General features: G+C 58.7%; 15 protein-coding genes. 5 read left to right on the top strand and 10 right to left on the bottom strand.

Annotated features, from left to right (window positions below):
• Positions 1–4 precede the first annotated feature (4 nt).
• Positions 5–958, bottom strand: coding sequence for a sugar phosphate isomerase/epimerase family protein (locus GGD50_RS16815; protein ID WP_183938489.1), 954 nt, complete (start codon positions 956–958; stop codon positions 5–7).
• A 221-nt stretch (positions 959–1,179) separates the two neighbouring features.
• On the opposite strand from GGD50_RS16815, the gene GGD50_RS16820 reads away from it, so the two are divergent.
• Together GGD50_RS16820 and GGD50_RS16825 are read left to right on the top strand one after the other, a co-directional pair.
• Positions 1,180–2,244: a LacI family DNA-binding transcriptional regulator gene (locus tag GGD50_RS16820; RefSeq protein WP_183938490.1), complete on the top strand. Its 1,065-nt coding sequence runs from the start codon at positions 1,180–1,182 to the stop codon at positions 2,242–2,244.
• Positions 2,245–2,343: 99 nt separating this feature from the next.
• Complete coding sequence (locus GGD50_RS16825; RefSeq protein WP_183938642.1) at positions 2,344–3,321, top strand: L,D-transpeptidase family protein; 978 nt, start codon at positions 2,344–2,346, stop codon at positions 3,319–3,321.
• Between the two features lie 35 nt (positions 3,322–3,356).
• Here the strand turns inward: GGD50_RS16825 and GGD50_RS16830 are convergent, their stop codons facing one another.
• The 4 genes from GGD50_RS16830 to GGD50_RS16845 all read right to left on the bottom strand — a co-directional run bounded on the left by GGD50_RS16830 (position 3,357) and on the right by GGD50_RS16845 (position 9,798).
• Complete coding sequence (locus GGD50_RS16830) at positions 3,357–4,361, bottom strand: adenylate/guanylate cyclase domain-containing protein (RefSeq protein ID WP_246451255.1); 1,005 nt, start codon at positions 4,359–4,361, stop codon at positions 3,357–3,359.
• A 222-nt stretch (positions 4,362–4,583) separates the two neighbouring features.
• On the bottom strand, positions 4,584–7,643 hold the full coding sequence (locus GGD50_RS16835) for an efflux RND transporter permease subunit (RefSeq protein WP_183938491.1): 3,060 nt from the start codon (positions 7,641–7,643) through the stop codon (positions 4,584–4,586).
• Entirely contained in the window at positions 7,640–8,725 is a 1,086-nt protein-coding gene (locus GGD50_RS16840) for an efflux RND transporter periplasmic adaptor subunit (RefSeq protein WP_183938492.1), read from the bottom strand. The genes GGD50_RS16835 and GGD50_RS16840 overlap by 4 nt, the downstream gene beginning before the upstream one ends.
• Positions 8,722–9,798: an efflux RND transporter periplasmic adaptor subunit gene (locus tag GGD50_RS16845; RefSeq protein WP_183938493.1), complete on the bottom strand. Its 1,077-nt coding sequence runs from the start codon at positions 9,796–9,798 to the stop codon at positions 8,722–8,724. The genes GGD50_RS16840 and GGD50_RS16845 overlap by 4 nt, the downstream gene beginning before the upstream one ends.
• A 131-nt stretch (positions 9,799–9,929) precedes the next feature.
• Here GGD50_RS16845 and GGD50_RS16850 point away from each other — a divergent pair, with 131 nt between their 5' ends.
• Complete coding sequence (locus GGD50_RS16850) at positions 9,930–10,559, top strand: TetR/AcrR family transcriptional regulator (RefSeq protein ID WP_183938494.1); 630 nt, start codon at positions 9,930–9,932, stop codon at positions 10,557–10,559.
• A 38-nt stretch (positions 10,560–10,597) separates the two neighbouring features.
• On the opposite strand, the gene GGD50_RS16855 is transcribed toward GGD50_RS16850, so the two are convergent.
• Positions 10,598–11,017: an RrF2 family transcriptional regulator gene (locus GGD50_RS16855; RefSeq protein ID WP_183938495.1), complete on the bottom strand. Its 420-nt coding sequence runs from the start codon at positions 11,015–11,017 to the stop codon at positions 10,598–10,600.
• Positions 11,018–11,295: 278 nt separating this feature from the next.
• Here GGD50_RS16855 and hmpA point away from each other — a divergent pair, with 278 nt between their 5' ends.
• Positions 11,296–12,507, top strand: coding sequence for an NO-inducible flavohemoprotein (gene hmpA, locus GGD50_RS16860; RefSeq protein ID WP_183938496.1), 1,212 nt, complete (start codon positions 11,296–11,298; stop codon positions 12,505–12,507).
• Between the two features lie 64 nt (positions 12,508–12,571).
• Here the strand turns inward: hmpA and GGD50_RS16865 are convergent, their stop codons facing one another.
• The 4 genes from GGD50_RS16865 to GGD50_RS16880 form a co-directional block, all read right to left on the bottom strand.
• Entirely contained in the window at positions 12,572–14,566 is a 1,995-nt protein-coding gene (locus tag GGD50_RS16865; RefSeq protein WP_183938497.1) for a glycosyltransferase, read from the bottom strand.
• The gene (locus tag GGD50_RS16870) at positions 14,548–15,780 is read right to left on the bottom strand and encodes an HlyD family secretion protein (protein ID WP_183938498.1); all 1,233 of its coding nucleotides are present in this window, start codon (positions 15,778–15,780) and stop codon (positions 14,548–14,550) included. Before GGD50_RS16870 ends, GGD50_RS16865 begins: the two co-directional genes overlap by 19 nt.
• Before the next feature lie 456 nt (positions 15,781–16,236).
• Positions 16,237–18,168: a methyl-accepting chemotaxis protein gene (locus tag GGD50_RS16875; RefSeq protein ID WP_183938499.1), complete on the bottom strand. Its 1,932-nt coding sequence runs from the start codon at positions 18,166–18,168 to the stop codon at positions 16,237–16,239.
• Between the two features lie 411 nt (positions 18,169–18,579).
• Positions 18,580–19,365: an IclR family transcriptional regulator gene (locus GGD50_RS16880; protein ID WP_183938500.1), complete on the bottom strand. Its 786-nt coding sequence runs from the start codon at positions 19,363–19,365 to the stop codon at positions 18,580–18,582.
• A gap of 224 nt (positions 19,366–19,589) precedes the next feature.
• Between GGD50_RS16880 and GGD50_RS16885 the strand changes: the two genes are divergently transcribed.
• Positions 19,590–20,660: an ABC transporter substrate-binding protein gene (locus GGD50_RS16885; protein WP_183938501.1), complete on the top strand. Its 1,071-nt coding sequence runs from the start codon at positions 19,590–19,592 to the stop codon at positions 20,658–20,660.
• Positions 20,661–20,666 lie beyond the last annotated feature (6 nt).

Here is a 20,666-nt window from a genome sequence, read left to right on the forward strand (position 1 = left end):
GAAATCAGCGATAGGTCGGCAAAAGCGCCTGCCGCACGAGCTTGAGCCCGTTTGCGATGTCGGCGACCGGATCCGGTGCGGCATCGAGTTCGAGAATGGCCCAGCCCTCATAGCCGCGGTCGCGCAACAACCTGATCCAGCCTGGCCAATCGACGCGGCCGAGTCCGAAGCCGCAGAAATAGGGGTGATGGCGATCATGGATGTGTTCATCGATCGGGGTATTGGCCGGCATAGGTCCGAGTGCATCCTTCCAGTGGGCGATGATCATGCGCTCGTGATGACGCTCGACAACCTGCAGCGGGTCGGAGCCGGCAACGATGATATGGGCCGTGTCCGGGCACATATGCACGTAGGCCGGGTCTGTCAGCAGCATCAGCAAATCGACATCGCGGGAGGCAGCGAAGATCGAGTGCGCCTCGGTGTGGAGGGCCAGCCGCACACCCCTGGTATAAAGAGTAGCACCGAGACGATTGAGGAAATCGGCAATCTTGCGCGCCTGCTCGAAATCGAAGAACCGTACCGGTTGAGCGCCGAGCGTCTGACGCAGCGGCGCGCCGATGACCATGATGTCGCTGCCGCAGGCTTTGAGGAATTCAGCGTATTTCTCAGCCTTTTCGATGATGGCGGCCTGTGCGTTGGCCTCCGTAAAATCGCCGGCCGCTTCCAGCTCTGCGAAAAAGCCGCTCGCCAGTGTCAGTCCGCGGCTGGAAAGCTCGGCAGCGAAGGCCTCGCGTGAGCCATAGGTTTTCGTCGCGTCCTGCCAGTTGAACGGCGAGAAGGTCAACTCCACGCCGCTAACGCCGGAAGTCTGCGCAGCATCAAGGATCTTGTCCCAAAAGGCGCGAGGTTCGCGTCGGGAGAGTGCAATGATGCCGTCGTAATCCTTCACGCCCCAAAAGCCTGGGTGAAAAAAGGTGACGAGATCGACGCCAAAGCGAAGCCGTTCGGTTGAGATCATGACGCTATCCGTTCTCCGGGCACAGAGGATCGGTTGCGGAATCGAGGTTCCGCAACAAGTAATCCATAATGATTCCAAGGCACTGTTATTGGCAATCGTTTGCCATGCTCAGATAGTAGACAAGTCGTTTTTTTATGCAAGCGATTTTTGGCAATCGTTTGCTATATGGCTACGATTGCCGTAGCATCCGGCGCAGCAGGCATCGGGAAGGATGGAAAAAATTGAAAAAAAACAAAGGCGTGCCGGTGGAGCAATCAGGGCCTTTGATGGCGGATGTCGCGCAGCTGGCTGGAGTGGCAATTTCCACGGTCAGCCGCGCACTTGCCAATCCTGGGCGCGTCAATGAGAAGACGCGCGCCAAGATCGATGCGGCGGCCAAGCAATTGGGCTACACGCCGAATGCGATGGCCCGCGGCCTCAGGGTCGGCAAGTCGAACACCATTATGATCATTCTGCCGGGTTCTCTCTATTACGGCGCTTCCCAGGTCATCCCGCAGGTGCTGCAGAGCATCAATAAGTCTCTTATCAAGGAAGGCTACAATTTGATGATCGCCAATCTCGGCCGCGATGAAGCTTCCGAAAGACATATTCTGGATCTTGCTTTTGGCGGAACTGTTCGCGGCGCGATCATTCTGTCATCCAAACTGCCAGAAATAGATGGACGTTCTCTCGCCAGCGCTGGCCTGCCGATCGTCTCTATGCTGTTGGACATGAGCGATGCAGGCCTGCCCAGCGTGGTGACGAACGACCGCGAGGCTATGCAGGACGTGACTGCCGATCTTATCCGTCTCGGCCATCGCCGTTTTCTCTATCTTGCTGGCCCAGAGGGCAATTATCACGATGTCGAGCGTTATGGAGGCGTCCTTGAGGCGTTAGAGAAGGCGGGATTGTCCGAATCTGCGGTGGTCCGGTCAGGCGGCAATCTGGATTATCAGCAGGGTTTCGACATCGGGGTGCAGGCGGCCGATGATTTTGCTGGTCTTGCGGATAAACCGACCGCCGTCATCGCGACCAGCGACGATATGGCAATTTCTTTCATGAGCCGGATGCAATGTATGGGGCTGAGGATTCCGGACGACCTCTCAGTCGTCTCTTTCGACGGTTCGCCCGTTTGCGCATTCTGCTCGCCACCGCTTTCGACCATCGAGCAGCCCGTCGAGGAAATGGGCCAGGCGGCAGTCGCCCTCCTGCTGGCAGCCATCGATCGGCCGGAGCAAAAGCTGGAGATGCGAAACGTCATTCGCAGCCGATTTATTCAGCGTGAGAGCATGGCTGCCCCCGCATAACGGGGTGTGAAAGTCGACATGGCCTGGCCATGGATCGTCCTGCAATGGGAGTTCTCACGGACCTCGGAACAAGATGCGCTTCTGGCCATTGGACGTTTCATGAAGACCCACGCTGCGATCGCGATTCTCATGCTCCCGCTGTCGTTCGGCGGTGCAGCCGCGCAAGCGCTCGGCCCTGAGACGATCAACACGGCGTCGCTCGCCTCCGTCGCGCCGGAGCGTCCTCCCAAGGCATCCAAGGAGCCGGACCCTTCGATCATCCGTCTCCAGGTGCTGCTCGATCGAGCCGGCGCATCTCCCGGCGTGATCGACGGCTTCTATGGAGACAATGTCAGCAAGGCTATAGCGGGCTTCGAGGCGCTCAATCGCCTTCCAGCCGATGGGAAGCTCGATCCGGATGTGGTCGCCCGCCTCGAGAGCGACGCGCCGATCACCCAGACTTACCGCGTCACGCCGGAGGATGCCGAGGGACTGGTTGACCACATTCCCGACGATTACGGTGAAAAAGCGAAGATGAAGAGCATGGGATATACCAGCGTGGCGGAGCGGCTATCGGAACGGTTTCATATGGCCACCGGCCTGCTGAATAAGCTCAATCCGGGCTCGGACTTTGCTCCTGGCAGGACGGTTTTGGTCGTCTCGCCCGGTTCGCCGAAGGAAGGACGTGTCAAGCGCATCGAGATCAACAAGGGAACCGGCCAGGTCATGGCCTATGATCGGAACGACGCATTATTGGTAGTCTATCCAGCAACGATCGGCAGTGAGGACAATCCTTCGCCGTCAGGAACCCACAAGGTGAAAGGCGTCGCAAGGATGCCGATCTATCGGTACGACCCGAAACTCAACTTCAAACAGGGCAAGAACAAGAAGGTTCTGATCATACCGAAAGGGCCAAATGGGCCGGTCGGCAGCGTATGGATCGATCTGGACAAGCCCACATACGGAATTCATGGAACCCCCGATCCGGAACTCATCGACAAGGGGCAGTCGCACGGGTGCGTCCGCCTGACAAACTGGGACGCCGAGGAATTGGCCGGTATGGTCAGGCCTGGAGTCGTCGTCCACTTCGCCAATTGAAGCCTCCATTGCCCTTCAGACGCCGGAGTGGGGCGTCAAGCCAGTTTGAACACGGCCGCAGGCTTTGAAACTCCGCGCAACTTGAAATCTCCCAGTCGCTCGCATGCGAGGCCGCTGGCCGCTGCAAAGCTTTCGGAAAGCAGGAGATGTTGCTGAAGTTCGTCGCAGAGTTTTTCGAGCCTGGATGTCTCGTTGACCGCCGGGCCGATTACCGTGAAATCCAGTCGGCCGCGCGCGCCGACATTGCCGTAAAAAACTTCTCCGAGATGCAGTACGATATCGATGTCGACGGGCGGACCAGATCGGCGGAGGCCGTCATCGTTCAGAGCCCTGTTTGCCGCAAGAATGTGCTGAGCGGACGCAACGGCATTCCGGCACGCCTCATTCGGGGAATCGATATCGGCGGGGAAGATTGCAAGAACGCTATCTCCCATGAACTTCAGTATCTCGCCATTGTGTTCCTCGACATTCTGCCCGACCAGTTCGAAGCGCTGGTTGAGCATGGCGACGATCTCGTCGCGCGAATGCGATTCCGTCAGGGCGGTGAAGTTGCTGAGATCGGCCAACAGGATTGCCGCGTGAAGCGCGCCACCTGCGCCTCTTTGCGTCTCGCCGCCCAGGATGTGCACGCTGGTTCTTGCGCCGGTATAGACTGCCAACATATCAGTTGCCGTCTTGGTCGCGGCCATGCGGTAACAGGTCAGCCCGAGACTCGGCAGCAGCGCCTTTAGCGTTTCGAGATGCGCATCGGAGAAGCCGATGAGACGATCGGTGGTCACCGAGAAGGCCATGCCGCGCAGAGCAACTTCCGTGGGAAAGGCTACGAGATTGATGACGTGGTCAGTGCCGCCCTTTTGCAGGAGCTCGGCCAGATCAGGATATAGCTCGACACCTTCGCCCCGCGAGATTTTCCACCTGCCGAAAAGCAGGTCGTTTTCCAACAGATAAAAGACCGGTGCGCGGGCAAAGCTTTCCTCGCTGGCGCTCCCATATTCGTCATTCTCGGTGACGGTCTCCGCACCCCTCGTAAAGCTTGCCATGACTCCACGGTAAACGGGGTGAATTGACGGCATTGCGATGCTCGCCTGCCATAAAGGCAAGCCGTCCGCGATCAGCCGCCGACAGAGTCCGGCGATGAGGTCGCCAATATCGTTGCAGGCCATACCCTGTTGGATCAGCCAATCGACGTGGTCTTGAATGGTCGTGCCCCCCAAATGGACCTGCGCCGTTCGAATATTCCAGCGCAGGTCCGTTGCTTGACGTTATGCCGACGCTTTTTCTGCCGTTTCTCTCGGTATCCGGAACCAGGTCACGTAGAGAGCGGGTAGGAACAGCAGCGTCAGGACTGTACCGACCACGATGCCGCCCATCATGGCGTAGGCCATCGGTCCCCAGAACACCTCGCGCGAAATGGGGATCAGGGCCAGGGTGGCGGCGGCCGCCGTCAGCATGATGGGCCGCATGCGGTGTTCGGTTGCCTCGATCACGGCATGCCAGGCACTGACCCCCGATCTTCTGAGATCCTCGATCTGCACGACGAGAATGACCGAGTTTCGGATCAGGATGCCGATCAGCGCCAGCACACCCAATATCGCCACGAAGCCGAGCGGCGCATTGCTCATCAGCAGGGCGGCAACGACGCCGATGAGAGCCGTGGGGGCGACCGCAAAGACAAGGAACAGCCGGCTGAAGCTCTGCAACTGGATCATGAGGATAGTCGCCATCACGAAAATCATCATGGGAGCGACAGCGGCGATCGGTCCCTGTGCCTTGGCACTTTCCTCGACGGCACCGCCGACGATGACCGAGTAGCCGACGGGCAGCGTCTTCCTGAATTGCTCGACCTTCTCGTCGAGCTGCTGGACGACGGTTGCCGGCTGGACGTCGCCAGTCACGCCCGCCTTGATCGTGATCGTCGGGATGCGTGCGCGGCGCCAGATGGTCGGCTGCTCCAGCTCGTAGCGGAAAGTTGCTACGGCCGACAGAGGAACCGCCTTTCCGTTCGAGGCTGGCAGTTGCAGGTTCTGCAGCGTTTCGATAGAGCCGCGCTCTTCCGTCTGAGCCCGTCCGATCACATCGATAAGGTAGATGTCATCGCGGATTTGGGTGCTGCTCGATCCTTCGACGATGCTGTTGAGTGTGGTGGCGATGTCTTCGGACGAGACGCCGAGCTGGCGCGCCTTGTCCTGCAGCACGTCGACCTTGATGACGCGGGCGGGTTCGTTCCAGTCGAAGTTGATGCCGTTGAGCAATGGGTTGTCACCCATGATGCCCGCAAAGTCCTGCGCTATGCTGCGGACCTTTTGGATGTCCGGGCCGCTGATCCTGTATTGAACAGGCTTGCCGACCGGCGGACCGATATCCAGCAGCTTTACGAAAGCGTCCGTTCCGGGGAAAGTCTTCTTGAGGTAATCCTGAAGCTCGGCCCGCACTTTGTCGCGTACGTCCAGCCCCTTCGTCACGATGACCGTCTGGCCGAAGGTAACGTCAGGCGTCTGCACGTCGAAGGAGAGGATGAAGCGCGGCGCACCCTGGCCGATATAGCTGGACCAGTGATCGATGCTCGGATTGTTGGCAAGCATTTCCCGTTCGAACTGGGCCATCTGCCGGTTCGTTTCGGTGATCGAGCTGTTATGCGGCAGGTTCCAGTCGACGATCAGTTCCGGCCGATCCGATGACGGGAAGAACTGTTGTTGCACATAGCCCATGCCGAAGATGGAAAATCCAAAGGCAACGATGGTGAGCGCGATGGTCGCCCACCGGAAGCGCATCGCGGTTGCGAGAGTCCCCGAGAATAGCGAAGCGAACCAGCCCTTCTTCTCGTGATGCTTCTTCATGGTTTTGGGCAGGATCGTCACCCCTAGCAGTGGGGTGAAGAGAACCGCGACGATCCAGGAGACCAGCAGCGATACTGCGATCACGACGAAGAGCGTGAAGGTGAACTCGCCGGCGGCACTGTCGTTGAGGCCGATCGGAATGAAGCCCGCGACGGTGACGAGCGTGCCGGTCAACATGGGGAAGGCCGTCGAGGTGTAAACGTAGGTCGCCGCCTTGCGCAGGTCGTCGCCGACCTCCAGACGTGCCACCATCATCTCGACGGCAATCATGGCGTCGTCGACCAAGAGGCCGAGTGCGATGATCAGGGCGCCGAGCGAGATGCGCTGCAGCGAAATGCCCGCATAGGTCATCACGAGGAATGTAATGGCAAGGACGAGCGGAATGGAGATCGCAACGACCAGGCCCGCTCTCAGCCCGAGGCTGATGAAGCTGATCGCAAGCACGATGGCGATTGCTTCGAAGAGCGCGCGGGTAAAGCCTGAAACAGCCTCATCGACGACGGCCGGCTGATCGGAAACCTGATGAACATCGACGCCCACCGGCAAAATGCTGACGATCTCATCGACCTTCTTTTCCAGAGCCTTGCCGAATTCAAGCAGATTGGCGCCCTGCTTCATGCCGATCGCAACGCCGATGGCCGGCTGGCCATTGAAGCGGAAAAGCGCAGACGGCGGATCGACATAGCCGCGCTTGATCGTCGCGACATCGGTCAGAGGAAAGAAGCGGTCGTTGACCCGGAGGTTGATCGCGCGCAGGCTATCCTCCGAAGCAAACTGGCCGCCCACGCGAAGCGCGATGCGCTCGGGCCCCGCCTCGACGAAACCGGATTGGGTGACGGCGTTTTGCGCCTGCAGCGTCGAGATGATGGACTGGCGATCGATGCCGAGCGCGGCGATCTTGCGGGTGGAGAATTCAAGATAGACCGCTTCGTTCTGCGCCCCGATGATATCGACCTTGCCGACGTTCGGAACAGTGAGAATACGGGCGCGCGCATCTTCGACGAGGTCGCGAAGCTGCCGCTGGGAGAGGCCGTCGCTGGTGAAGGCGAAGATATTGCCGTAGACGTCGCCGAAGCGGTCGTTGAAGAACGGTCCAACCACGCCGGACGGAAAATCGCCCTGTATGTCCGCGACCATGTTGCGGACGCGCACCCAGGTGCTTTCCACATTCTTGGCTTTTGTCGTTGGAAGCAGTTCGACGAAAATGGTCGTCTGCCCCGCGGTGGTGACACTGCGGGTGTGGTCCAGCGATTCGAGTTCTTCCAGCTTCTTCTCGATGCGATCGGTCACCTGCTTGGTGACTTCCTCGGCGGAAGCGCCTGGCCATTGCGCCTGGATGACCATGGTCTTGATGGTGAAGGAGGGGTCTTCTTCGCGGCCGAGCCCCATATAGGAAAACACGCCGGCGAGAAGGAAGACGATCATGAAGTACCAGATCATCGAACGGTGTTCGAGCGCCCAGTCGGAGAGGTTGAAGGACTTCAAAGTTGGTTCTCCTGCGTGAGTTTGACCTTCTGGCCTTCGGTCAGGTGATGGACGCCGGCAATCGCTACTTGATCGCCGATCTGGAGGCCGCCGAGGACCCGTACCCGGTCCGGATCGCTAAAGGAGCCATCGAGGGTTACTGCCTTGCGGAATACCGTCGCTTTCTGAGGGTCGATCACCCAGACGCCGGGCTGGCCGTCTTTGTCTAGGATGGCGGTCGATGGGAGAGAGATGGTCGGCGCGCTGTCGACGACAGCGCTTGCCGTAATGATCGAACCCAGACGGAATGCGTCCGGCGGATTGGCAAGCGTTATCTTTGTGCGCCTCGTCCGCGTGGTCGCCTCCGCTTCAGGCGCAATTTCGCGTACGATGCCTGTGACCCTTATGGCCGGATCAAGCTGCAGAGCGATCTCGAACGGCGAACCCGGCTTCAGGCCGTCAAGGCTTGCCTCTGGGATATCGATGACCGCCTCGCGCACGTCCGGACGCGCAACAGTCAGGACGGTTTGTCCAGCCGAGACGACCTGGCCGATCTCCGCCGATGTCGCTGTGACCACGCCATCGAACTCCGCTTCCAACTGGGCATAGCCAAGCTGTTCTTCCGCTTTCGCCAGATTGGCTTGCGCTTTGGCGACGGAAGCGGCCGCTGACTTTTTCGCCTGCTCGGCGCTTTCGAGAGCGGCTTCGCTGCCCGATCGGGATTCGGCAAGCGCGCGCTGGCGTTCTTCCGATGTCGAGGCATTGGTCAATTGCGCCTGGCTGTTTGAAAGGTCGGCGCGGGCGCTGCGGACAGCAAGCTCGAGTGAAAGGGGATCGATGGCGGCGACCACCTGTCCCTTGGTGACGAGATCGCCGACATTGACGTCACGCGCGACGACCCGGCCTAGCACGCGAAAGCCAAGTTCCGTCTCGATTCTCGGTTCGATCGTGCCAGGCAGTTTCAGGCTGATGACGGGCTCTGGTTTGATGATCGTCGACAGAACCGGCCGTATTTTCTGTTCGGACTCGGCGGGCTTCGCGTCGCAGGAGGTCAGCATCGACGTTGCCAGCAGCAACGATGCTGCAATCAGGAAGTTTCTCATTTCGCGGCCTCTTGGGAATGGTCGACGTGCTGGCCGGGGCGCAGGAATTTGCCGCCTTCAGCAACCACGATCTCATGTGGCTTAAGTCCGGCACTGACCGCGAACTGTCCGGTGTCATATTCCGCGACTTGAACTTTGCGTAAGGAGACCTCGCTCGTGGCGGGGTCGACGACCCAGACCGCCGGCTGGCCGCCCGCCGATGCCATGGCGCCCCACGGCAGGACGATTGCTTCTGCCGACGGCATGCTGAACGTCCCCGTGACCGCCGCTCCGAGCGGCATGCTGGCACCATTTTCCAGCCCGACCTTGACCCTGATCGTGCCCGTAGTGCCATCGATCGTCGGCGATATCTCACGCACCGTCGCCGATACCCGCCTGGCGGCATTGGAAATCAGGGCGACCTCAACCTGCTTGTCGGGGCGCTCCTTGAGAAACAGCGACTCGAAGACATTGAAGACCGCATCGCGCGGACCGTCATGGGCGAGCGTGAATACGGACTGAGCCGCCTGCGCCACCTGGCCGACCTCGGCGTTGCGTTCCGTGATGATCCCGTCCGCGTCGGCGCGAAGTTCGGTATAGGAAAGGGCATCCTTGGCGGTTTCAAGCTGAGCCTTGGCTGCCTCCTCAGTCCCTTGAGCGGTCAGAAGCGTCTCCCGGGCGGCATCGTAGGCAGCTCGGGTGGTGACTTGGTTTTTGAAGAGGCTTTCCTGGCGTGCGTCCGCCAATCGTGCCTGCGTCAACTGTGCTTCGGCTGCCTGAAGGCTTGCGGTTGCCACATCGACGTCTGCCTGCTGTTCTTGCGGATCTATCTTGGCCAGCAGGTCGCCGGCCTTGACCTTCGCTCCGACATCGACGTTTCGCTCGACAATCCGACCGCTGACGCGGAACGAAAGCTCCGATTCAATCCGGGCCTTCACTTCGCCGGTCACGGTCGTCTTTGCCGTGGGTTTGCTGAGCGCTGCCTCAACGGTTCTGACGCTCTGCGGCACTTGCTTGGCCTGCTTGTCATTCTGATCGCATGAGGAAAGCGCGAGCGTCAGCGCGAACCCCATGATGATTGCCCATTTACCCATTTCATCCCCTCGATCGCGGATTTCATGTTCGTGTCCAGCCAAATATTATTGACTGACTGATTAGTCAATGAAATAGTTGGTGACTATGGAAGCGATTGTGGCGAAGTATCCCGAGCCAGGGAGGACGTGAGATGTCAGCAGGAAAACAAATGGGGTTGCGCGCGCAGCGGAAAGCGCAACGGCCCAATGAGATCCTCGATGCGGCCTTCGAAGAGTTCGTAGAGCGGGGCTATGTGGCGACACGCGTCGAGGACATCGCCAGTCGCGTTGGCGTGACGAAGGGGACGATCTACTTCTATTTCGACACCAAAGAGCGGCTGTTTGAGGAGATGCTTCGTCGCATCTCCGTGTCGTTTTCCGATGTCAGCGCCTACGCAAAGACACTGAGCGGCCCCTACTCGGAAAGGATCAGGGCCTTTCTCCGCATGGCCTACGATCGCATCGTGCTGGACCGGAACACGAGAGAACTCCTCCGCTTTGTGATCGCTGAGGGGGCACGCTTTCCTCAGGTCGTGGATCGCCATCATGAAGAATTCATCGTCCCGCTTATGGATGCGACACAAAAGCTTTTTGAAGACGGAGTTGCCGCCGGCGAACTGCGAGATGCGCCAGCAATCAAGATTCCCGATACGGTGATAGGAGCGGCCGTGACGCTATGTATATCGAAGATGATCTTCGCAGATCGCATACCACAGGACGTCGACGCATTTTTCGAAGCGCATATGGATGTTATTCTGCACGGACTGATGGCAAAGGACTGAGTTGGCGGAGCTTGGCCGCCAAGGCCTGCGACTTTGTTTTATGACGCTTTCAGCAGATGTTTGAAATCGCCCTTGCGTGCAAGGACATCGGCCAGGGAATAGCGATCGAGCGTTGTCAGAAAAGATTGCAGCGCTTCGTCCAACACGCTGGTAAGACCGCAGGCGGGCGCGATGATGCAGGAGCCGCAGCCGACCAGATCAAAGTCGTCCTCCGTGTGACGGACCAGTGCGCCGATATTGATTTCGGCGGGTGGCTTAGCAAGACGTATGCCGCCGTGACGCCCACGCACGCTCTCAAGATAGCCGGCGTTCACCAGATCGTTGACGATCTTCATCAGATGGTTCTGCGAGACGGCATAGCCGCGTGCGATATCGCCGATCGAGCATAACTTGTCCGGCTCCCTGCCAAGATAGAGCATCACGCGCATGGCATAGTCGGTGTAGCGCGTCATTCGCATCTGCATGTCTCCTAATGATGTATTCTTGTTGCATGTTTTCCGACGAAGATATAGATGCATTCTGGATGCATGATTTGGAGTTCGGCAATGGCGGGGTTTACGCTTGGTGGCAAGGGGCTAGGTCACCTCATCGATGTGTTTTATGCTCATGCCCCGGCCGATACGAAGATCGGTCCGATCTTCAATGAAATGATCGCCGATCCACATTCAACCGCTAATGGCGGCCGATCGCACGTTTTCAGCCTCCCCCGAAATCACTCAAATCACAGGAGATATCGATGAAGCAGCCCCTCAGCACGCAGACCATCGCGCTGGTCAAGGCCACCGTTCCCGCGCTCGAAGCCCACGGTCTCGAGATCGTAAAGGAGATGTATGCGCGGATGTTCCAAAATGCGGAAATTCGGGATCTGTTCAATCAGTCGCATCACGGTGATGCTGGTTCGCAGCCGCGGGCTCTAACCGGAGCGATCCTTGCTTACGCCAGCAACATCGACAATCTGGGCGCGCTTGCGCCTGCTGTGGAGAGGATTGCGCAGAAGCATGTCGGGCTTCAGATCCTTCCCGAGCACTATCCCCATGTCGCGGACGCTCTGCTCGGCGCGATCAAGGTCGTGCTGGGCGATGCCGCGACCGATGACATCCTCGCCGCATGGGGAGAGGCCTATTGGTTCCTTGCCGATATCCTGATTGCGCGCGAAGCGCGCGTCTACACGGAACAGAAGGAAGTTGCCGGCGGCTGGAACGGCTGGCGGGATTTCCGTGTCGAGAAGGTCATCCGTGAAAGCACCGTCATCCAATCGTTCATCCTGCGGCCGGCTGAGGGGGGAAGCGTCATGAACCACAAGCCGGGGCAATATCTCACCTTCTGGCTCGATATCCCCGGCCATCCGCCGATCAAGCGCAACTATTCGATTTCGTCGGCGCCGAACGGCGAAACCTACCGTATTTCGGTGAAGCGCGAGCCGCACGGCCTTGCCTCGGGATGGCTCCATGACAAGGCCGTGGCGGGAACGATCCTCAAGGTCGCAGCACCCGCAGGCGAATTCTTCCTCGCCGATCGTCCCGAGCGTCCTGTGGTGTTGCTCTCTGGCGGCGTGGGCCTGACCCCGATGGTGGCAATGCTGGAGGCGCTGGTCGCCGAGGGCCGTGACGTGCCGGTCCACTATGTCCACGGCACGCATGATCGCGAGACGCATGCGATGCGCGATCATGTCCGCGCGCTTGCGGCAGGGGCCAAGGCGGTACGCGTCACCGACTTTCACCAAACGCCGCTGGCCGACGAAACCGCAGACCGGGATTACGACGTAGCAGGCATTATCACCGACGACTGGCTGGTCTCCAATACTCCGGTCGGCGAGGCGGATTATTATATCTGCGGACCGCGTCTTTTCCTGCGTTCCGCGGTTTCGGCGCTGTCGCTTGTGGGTGTGCCGTCGAACCGCATTCACTACGAGTTCTTCGGTCCAGCCGACGATCTGCTCGCGGCTTGAGGGGGCGAGTAAAGGTCACGTTTGCGGCGGGAGCCTATCGGTTTCCGCCGCAAAGGGATTCCGATTACAGGGTGCGCGTTCGCCCGAACGAACGCAGCAGAAGATTGACCGAGACGGCGACTTTGTCGATGTCGTGGATGTCCTGCGAATATTCACCGGTGTAGAGCTTCACAATCATTCTGTCGCGATCGGATTTGCTGAGATCGAAATACAGATGAAGATAGTAAGCTTGCTTGTCGCCACCGCGAGCGATGCTCCTTCGCCGCTGGGTGACCTGCTTGAGCTCTGCGGCGAATGGCGCGAAGCCGTCAAACTTTAGCGAGACTGATCGAGACTGAAACTGGGTTTCAACGGGCACTGCGACGACTGCTTTGTCCAGCGCCAGGCTGACGACCTCTCCAGGGATACCGTCAACCGTGGCAGCCTCTTCCAGTTTGAACGCGTGAAACAATCGCCGGGGCTTTTCAAAGCAGATAAGAGAGGCGATGATCAAAACAATGATATTGATACCTGCCCACAAGGCCGCGATCGGCGAAAACTGTCCTTGAACATTGGTGGTTTCCGGCACGATGTTGATCAGCAGACCGGCGGCGGTGATCGCGATCAGGCTCGCGATACAGGTAAACGTGTATCTGTCGAACTGGTTCGCCTCGTTGCCGCTACCCTTCGGCGTCACCCTGAATGGTTTGCCGAACGGCCGGATCAAGCTGGACACGACAGTCGGCAGCATTCGGAAGGTCGAAAATGTCCCGACGGCACTTGAAATGATCGGCAGGTAACGCGTCGGTGTTATCCACAGCATCAGCAGGAAATAGGCCGTCAGCAGCGGTATCTGGTAGGAAACATAGTCGGCGATATCGGTAAAATAGAGCGGCAGCAGCCCGAACCAAAGATAGACGATCGGCACGATCAATATCATGAAACGGACCAGATATTGCACCAGCCACGATGCCGGCAGGAACATGATCCGTTGAAACAGCGACAATCCCGGGCCGCGCAGCGGGCCATTATGCAGGTAGAGCGTCTGAATGCCGCCCTGACACCACCGCTCGCGCTGCACGAAATAGCCGGTTAGGTTTTCGGCTGCCAGTCCCATCGACAGACGCTCGTTCAAGTAGCGCGTCTTGTAGCCCATGTTGAGCATGGACAACGTCGTCAGCAGATCCTCCGTGATGGACTCCGTTGGAAAGCCGCCGATCGCGTCGATTGCTTTGCGCCGGGCGATCGAACACGAGCCGCAGCAAAAACTGACGTCCCACACATCTCTGCTGGGAGCGATCTCGTCGAAAAACAAGCGCTGCTCATCCGGCCAGATATTCTCCAGCCCGAGGTTCGATTGCACCGGATCGACATTGAAAAAATGTTGCGGCGTCTGGACGATGCCGACGCTTTCATCGGAAAAGAAAGGCAGCGTCCGACGCAGAAAATTCCGGTATGGCACAAAATCCGCATCGAAGACGGCGACGAAGTCGCCCGAGCTGACCTTCAGCCCGTTGTTCATGTTGCCAGCCTTGGCGTGCGAATTATCGCCGCGCGTGACGTGAATTGCGTTCTTTTCCTCGCAAAATCTCTTGAGCCAGTCTCGGCGCTGGTCGTCGAGCACGTATACTGTGAGTTTGTCGGCTGGATAGTCGAGCGACAACGCTCCAACGATGGTTCTTTCGAGCACGTCGAGCGGTTCGTTGTAGGTGGGAATGAAGACATCCACCGTCGGCAGCTCCCGCTCGTTGCGCGCAAAGAAGACCCGCGCCAGCTTGTCGGCTTCGGCGCTTCGATCGACGTAACGGCTCATCAGCACAAGGAAAAGCACGACCTCCGTAAAGGCCAGCATCTCGACGATGAAGACAAACCACACCCAATAGAAATTGAGGCCGTCATAGGGATAGGGAAGAACGGTTTGCGTCAGGCGCCAAAGTATATAGCGTAACGCGATCGCTCCGACGAAGGCGCAGGTGATTGCCCTTGTCCAGGTATGGTGGCGCGACCAATTGAACGGCCCCAGCAGAAAAAGGGCCAAAACGACAAAGGTCGGAGCCAGCGCTAGAAGATACTGAACCACAGGTTTTTAACCCAATTCGTCAAGCCGATACCGTGTTTGGGAAACCGCACCTGAACCGTCCGCCCGACCTGGCAGAAATTCGCAAAGTCGTCGTTCATGAAAGACGGATCGAGATGAACCCGAATGCGGGCATTGCGCTGCGACGACACCGGCAGGCTGGCTGCAAAGGAATCACTGTCGACAGCCGCTGAACTGCCTTTTACGGAAACCACCGTGCCGTTGAAGACATCGCTGCGCCCGAACAACCGCACCTGCGCAGCAAGCCCAGGATAAATCTCGTCATAATCGACCTCGGGAACAAGGATATCGACAAACATCTCCCGGCAGTCGAGGAGACGCATCAGCTCACTGTTGAGCACGACATTGGAGCCGTTGACGATACTCCTGCTCCAAACCACACCATCGAACGGGGCTATTGCGGTTGCGGACTCAAGGCTGCCGACGCGGTTTCGTTCTTCGATCAACTGCTTGTCGACTTCGGCGGCGCGTGTCTCATTTTCCGCTATGCGGGAGTTCAAGTCACCGATCCGGACGATAACTTCGTCCTGGCGTTGTCGCGAATAAGGCACATCATTCTGCCCGTCGCCGAACGCAAATATACCCTGGCGAAGCGCAGTGAGCCTTTGCTCCAACTGATCGACGGTCAGATTGCTGATTTCGACCTCGCCGCCGGTTGCAGCTCCGGCGGCGCGCGCGGCGTCGACCATCCTCTGCGTGAGAATGCCTTTTGATTCAAGATCCATTCGGCGGCTCAGGTCGACCTGTGCGGCAAGATCCTGGGCTTGGGAGACCTGGACTTTCTTTCTCAGGATCTCCACTTCGCGTTCCAGATTGGAAATCGTCGCTTCCCTGAAAATGTCCAGGCGTTTGGATAGCTGCTCGCGAAGGGCGGTAAGCGCGTCTCGCTCCGCCTTCAGCGCCACGACGCGGTCGCGCGCCGTATTGCGATCCGCCTCGAGCGACGCAAGGATTGCCCTGTTGACGCGTGGGTTGTTGATTTCCGCAAGCGTCTGGCCCTCGTTGACAGGTGTGCCAACCTTGGCGGGCTCTCCTGAAATCATGCCGTCGATGGGGGCGTTGACGATGGCGAAACGGGCATTGACGGTGCCGTCACGGCTCGTAAAGCCGGTAATTGCCGGTAATGAGACGATGATGGCGATCGTCAGCAGCAACAGTCCGACAGCGATACGCGTGATGCGATGATTCCAGATCATGGTGATAGACGAAGAACCCGCGTTGACAACCCTGAGCGCCGCCGAATGGCGACGATAGATACAACTAACTCTTGCGTAATTTAGCGTAATGAAAATTAGCTAGCAAGTGAGGGTCGCAAAATATGGATAACAAAAAAACGGGTCCGTGGCGCGCAAGTAGGGAAACGTTAACGCGCGCTTTTGTGCAACGAATCTAGTCGCTTGGAAGGCCATGCCTTGCTCATGATGGTGCTCTGACAGGTCCCGGAATGAAACCTCGGCGTCGACGGTCTGCCATCGGGCATTGCGATATTCTAATGTCGGGTCACAGGACAGTTGTCGCGTGTACTGCGGACTGCCGTGCTCTCAGCCATCGGGTAAGCGGCGCCCGCCGTTCAGGCGAAGGCCGCTTGCCCGATGGAAACGCTCATCCGCGCGAGGTGGTAATCACCTCGCCATAGATATTTGTTTCGCGCCTTAGAATTCTTTCCAGGAGGTGGCGGCCTCTGCCACGGCTGTCCCTCCGAGAGCGCCTGCCAACTTCGCTGTCAGTCGACGTGCCGGCGACTCCACAGGCCTATGTCGCTTATGTGCTTCTGCAACAGAGGCTGCGGCCGGCTGATTGGCCGCGCCGATCCGGAAGCGGCCGAGCAGATTAAAGAGAGCTTCTGCTTCGTTCGCAAGGCTATGGCTGGCGGCGTTGGATTCCACGACCATGGACGTATTCTGTTGCGTGCCCTGATCTATGGTGTTGACCGCCTGGTTGATTTCCTTGAGGCCGATTGCCTGTTCTCGCGAGGCTTCGACGATCGCCGCCACGTTGGCATTGATGGCCGCCACTTGCTGGCCGATCTCGTCGAGCGCCTGGCCGGTATCCCCGACGAGCGCCACGCCATTCTTCACCTGGTCGCCGGAGGTGTTGATCAACGTCTTGATCTGCTTGGCAGCCGCCGCCGAGCGTTGTGCAAGCTCGCGGACTTCCTGCGCGACGACGGCAAAGCCCTTTCCGGCTTCGCCAGCGCGCGCCGCTTCGACACCTGCATTCAGGGCAAGAAGGTTCGTCTGGAAAGCGATATCGTCGATGACGCCGATGATGTTGGAAATCTCGTTCGAGGATGCCTCGATCTCACCCATCGCAGCGATCGCGCGGCGAACGATATCACCGGATTTTTCCGCATTTTCGCGCGCCGTTACGACCAATCTACCAGCCTCGTCGGCGCGACGGCTGGAATCCGTGACCGTGGTGGTGATCTGTTCGAGGGCTGCGGCGGTCTCCTCGACAGAAGCAGCCTGCTGTTCCGTCCGTTTGGATAGGTCGTCGGTTGCCGACCTGACCCGATTGGAATCGGTCGCAATCGACTGTGCATTTTGGCCGACCTTGCGAAGAGCGTCCTCAAGCCGTTCTACCGCAGCGTTGAAGTCTCGGCGCACGACGTCGAGCGGCGGCGCGAAGGCGACGTCTATCCGATGTGTGAGATTGCCACTGGCGAGCTGGCCGAGACCGCCGGCGAGCGCATCGACCGCGAACTTGATATCTGCCGCCTCCCGCGCGCGGACTTGCTCCTGCGCCGCGCGTTCCTGTTCGGAAAGCGTGCGATTGGCTTCCGCTTCCGTCTCGAGCCGCTGGTGCTCCCGAGCCTTCGCTTTGAACACCGCAACCGACTTCGCCATCGCGCCGATTTCATCGGAGCGTTCGGAATGTGGCACTTCCCCGGTGTAATCGCCACCAGCAAGCACGCCCATATAGGCTCTCATCCTTTCCAGGGGCACGATCGCCCTGCGTCGCAAAAGGAGTGTCCCGCCAACCAGCAGAAGTATCGACCCGCCTGCAGCGGAGAGCGAGAATATGGTCCAGCGGTCAATCTCTGCGCGGGCGCCCGACTCCTGACCCGAGAGGAAATCGTTCGAGCTGGTCACCAGTTCTTCAACGGCATCCTGGTGCAGGTGAAACGTGCCCTTGAGATGAACGAGCAGATCCTTGACTTTTGCCATATCCTTGGCCGCCAGCGCCGGGAGAACCTCGCCGTCCATTTCCTTCCAGAAGACATCGGATTTGGTCAGCACGGCATTTGCCAGTTGATCCTTCAAACTCTGTGGCAGACTGGAGGTTTGCCAGTAAGCGCGGCGCTCATTGTAGTCGAGTTGGAGTTTGGCGATCTTGGCCGCATTCGCGGTGGCGAGCTCCGGAAAATCACTGGCTTCCAAAGCCAGCATGTAGGATTCCACCACGAAAAGCGGCGGCGGCAGGATATCGGCAACGAGATCCTTTCCGTTGACGACCTGCTCATAGATCGGCCCATTCACTTTGAGCCGGTTCAAGGCCATTTGTTGCAACCCTACCGAGCCAGAAAGCCCTATGGTCATCACGACACCGAAAGCAATAAGGCTCTTTGCAATACTGATGTTCATAAAAGTTGCCCTAATAAAAATGGATTTCAACTAGAGCTATTTGCTTAAATTGTATTTAATAATGAATTAATTTTTCAGAAATATTCGCAAAGCGGATAGGTCTGGCGCCTTCTGTTGTGGTTTTGATGAAGAATTGGACTATGGAGTGACAGGTTGATCGGCATGTTCTGTGCCGTTCGCTGGTTTCCTCGGACCTTCTCCGATATGCGCAACGCACAAGTCTATGCTCACTTCGCTGTCGTAGCGCCGCGTACCTGGCAAGATCGTCGCGGCTGACCGGGGAGTTCTGCACTTCCTTACGCTCGGGCACTAGAGCGGTTCAGCGTCTCACGGAATCGCTTTCCCGCTCTATCCCTCTGTTTTTACGCAATTCCGGACGGAAAACCGCTTCGCACTTTTCCTGGAATTGCTCTAAGCCCGTTTTGGCCTCGATGGGGTCTGGTTCAGGTCGGCGGCCGCCTTTTTCAAGCAGGCGAGGTAACGGTCCCGGTTCGCAAGGCCGTCGTCGCGCGGCGTGACGAGGCAGAGCGTTCCGGCGACATGACCTTCCTGGTCGCGTATCGGTACGGCAAAACAATGTGTGAAGCTGTCGACGATGCTGTTGAAGGTGAAGAAGCCCTCGTACTCGGCTTTGCGCACCTCGGCGATGAAGGTCTCTGGGTCGAGCCATTCGCCGCTCGGCAGGCGGAAATCATCCGAAGGAATGAAGTTCAGGATTTCCTGATCGGACAGGTGTGCGACGAGCAGGCGGCCGGAGGCAGTCCACGGGATCGGAACCGATTGGCCGATATCCGTCGAGATGCGGAATGGCCGGGCGCCTTCCCGCATGCGGACGACCGTGTATTTGTTTCCATCCAGCATGCAGAACTGTGCCGTTTCCCGCGTTTCGTCGGCAAGCTTCTCGAGCGTCGCCTCACATTCGCGGGTGAAATCGAAGTGGTTCTCATAAGCCGCGCCCAGGAAATAGAGCTTGCGGCCGAGATAGACGCGCCCTTCGCCACCCGTAAATTCAAGAATGCCGTTGTGCAGCAATAGGTTGACGAGCTCGTAAACCGATGAGCGCGGCGCGCCGATCTGCGCAGCGATTTCGTTCGGCTTCAGGGCTTGCCGTTTGTGGCGCAGGAAATCGAGGATCTCGAAAGCGCGGTCGAGCCCTCGGGCGCGCTTGCCGCCTGCTTCGTCCTGAACTGCATCCATCGTCGTCGATTCCCGTTCCTAGTCCGGCACAAGCTTTTCAAGCCGTCCGCTGCATCTGTCAATCGATCCCGCCACTCGTCGCGAACGAAATTTTTGCACCCCTCTTGCGAGGGGAAAAAATCGGCATAAGATCGCCGACGTCCGGTATAAAGATCATATGTACAATATAGCGGACACAAACAGATGGCAAGCGCAAACGCTGCCGCACACAAAAGGGGAACGACATGAAGAATTTTGAGAACTGCACCTCAGCTTCGCTGCGCAACCGCCTTCTCGCGGGTGCTGCCGCCGCTGCGGTCCTTCTTGCCTTTTCGGCCGGCACGGCGTCGGCCGCAGCCAATTGCATCAAGGGTGATCGCAAGGCGCCCTATACGATTGGTTGGGCGAACATCTATTCCGTCCCGACCTGGATGAAGCAGACCGAGGGCACGATCACCGATGAAGTGGCTGCTCTGAAGAAAGACGGCCTCGTCAAGGACCTGAAGATCACCGATGCACAGGGCAACGCCCAGACGCAGATCCAGCAGATCCAATCGATGATCGACGCGAACCTCGATGCCATCATTGTCGAAGCCGGTTCGTCCACGGCTCTCGACCGCGTCATCTCCGACGCATGCTCGAAGGGCATTGCCGTCGTCAATTTCGACAGCCTCGTGGACACCAAAAATCTGACGGCGAAGATCAACACGGACTCCAGCGAGTGGGGCGCAAGGGCTGCGCAGTGGATGGTCGATCAGCTTCACGGCAAGGGGAAGATCATCATCATGAACGGTCCCGCCGGCGTTTCCGTCAGCGATGACCGCCGCAAGGGTGCGCAGCCGGTGCTCGATGCGAACAAGGGTATTCAGATCATCACGGAAACCAACACGGAATATAACGTCGCGCCGTCGCAGGAAGCCATGACAAGCCTGCTGTTTGCCAACCAGCAAATCGATGGCGTTCTGTCGCTTGGCGGCGCGCTTTCGGCCGGCTCCGTTCTTGCCTTCGAGCGTCAGGGTCGTGACCAGGTGCCGACGACAGGCGAAAACGCGCGGCAGTTCCTGGAACTCTGGAAGGAGAATGGTCTGAAGGGCTGGGCGACCATGCAGCCCAACTGGCTCGGCGCGCTCTCCGTCTATGCGGCCGTGCAGGCGCTGCAGGGCAAGAACGTTCCGGCCTTCGTCAAGGTGCCGCTGCCGGTTATCGATGACAGCTCGATCGGCGGCTATCTCGCAAAAGCCGACAAGTTCCCGGCCGACGGATATATCTACTCGGACTACGACAAGGCGCTCTTCGACAAGCTGCTTGCCCAGTAATTCGTC

The sequence above is a fragment of the Martinezella paranaensis genome (assembly GCF_014200235.1).
GTDB lineage: Bacteria > Pseudomonadota > Alphaproteobacteria > Rhizobiales > Rhizobiaceae > Rhizobium > Rhizobium paranaense.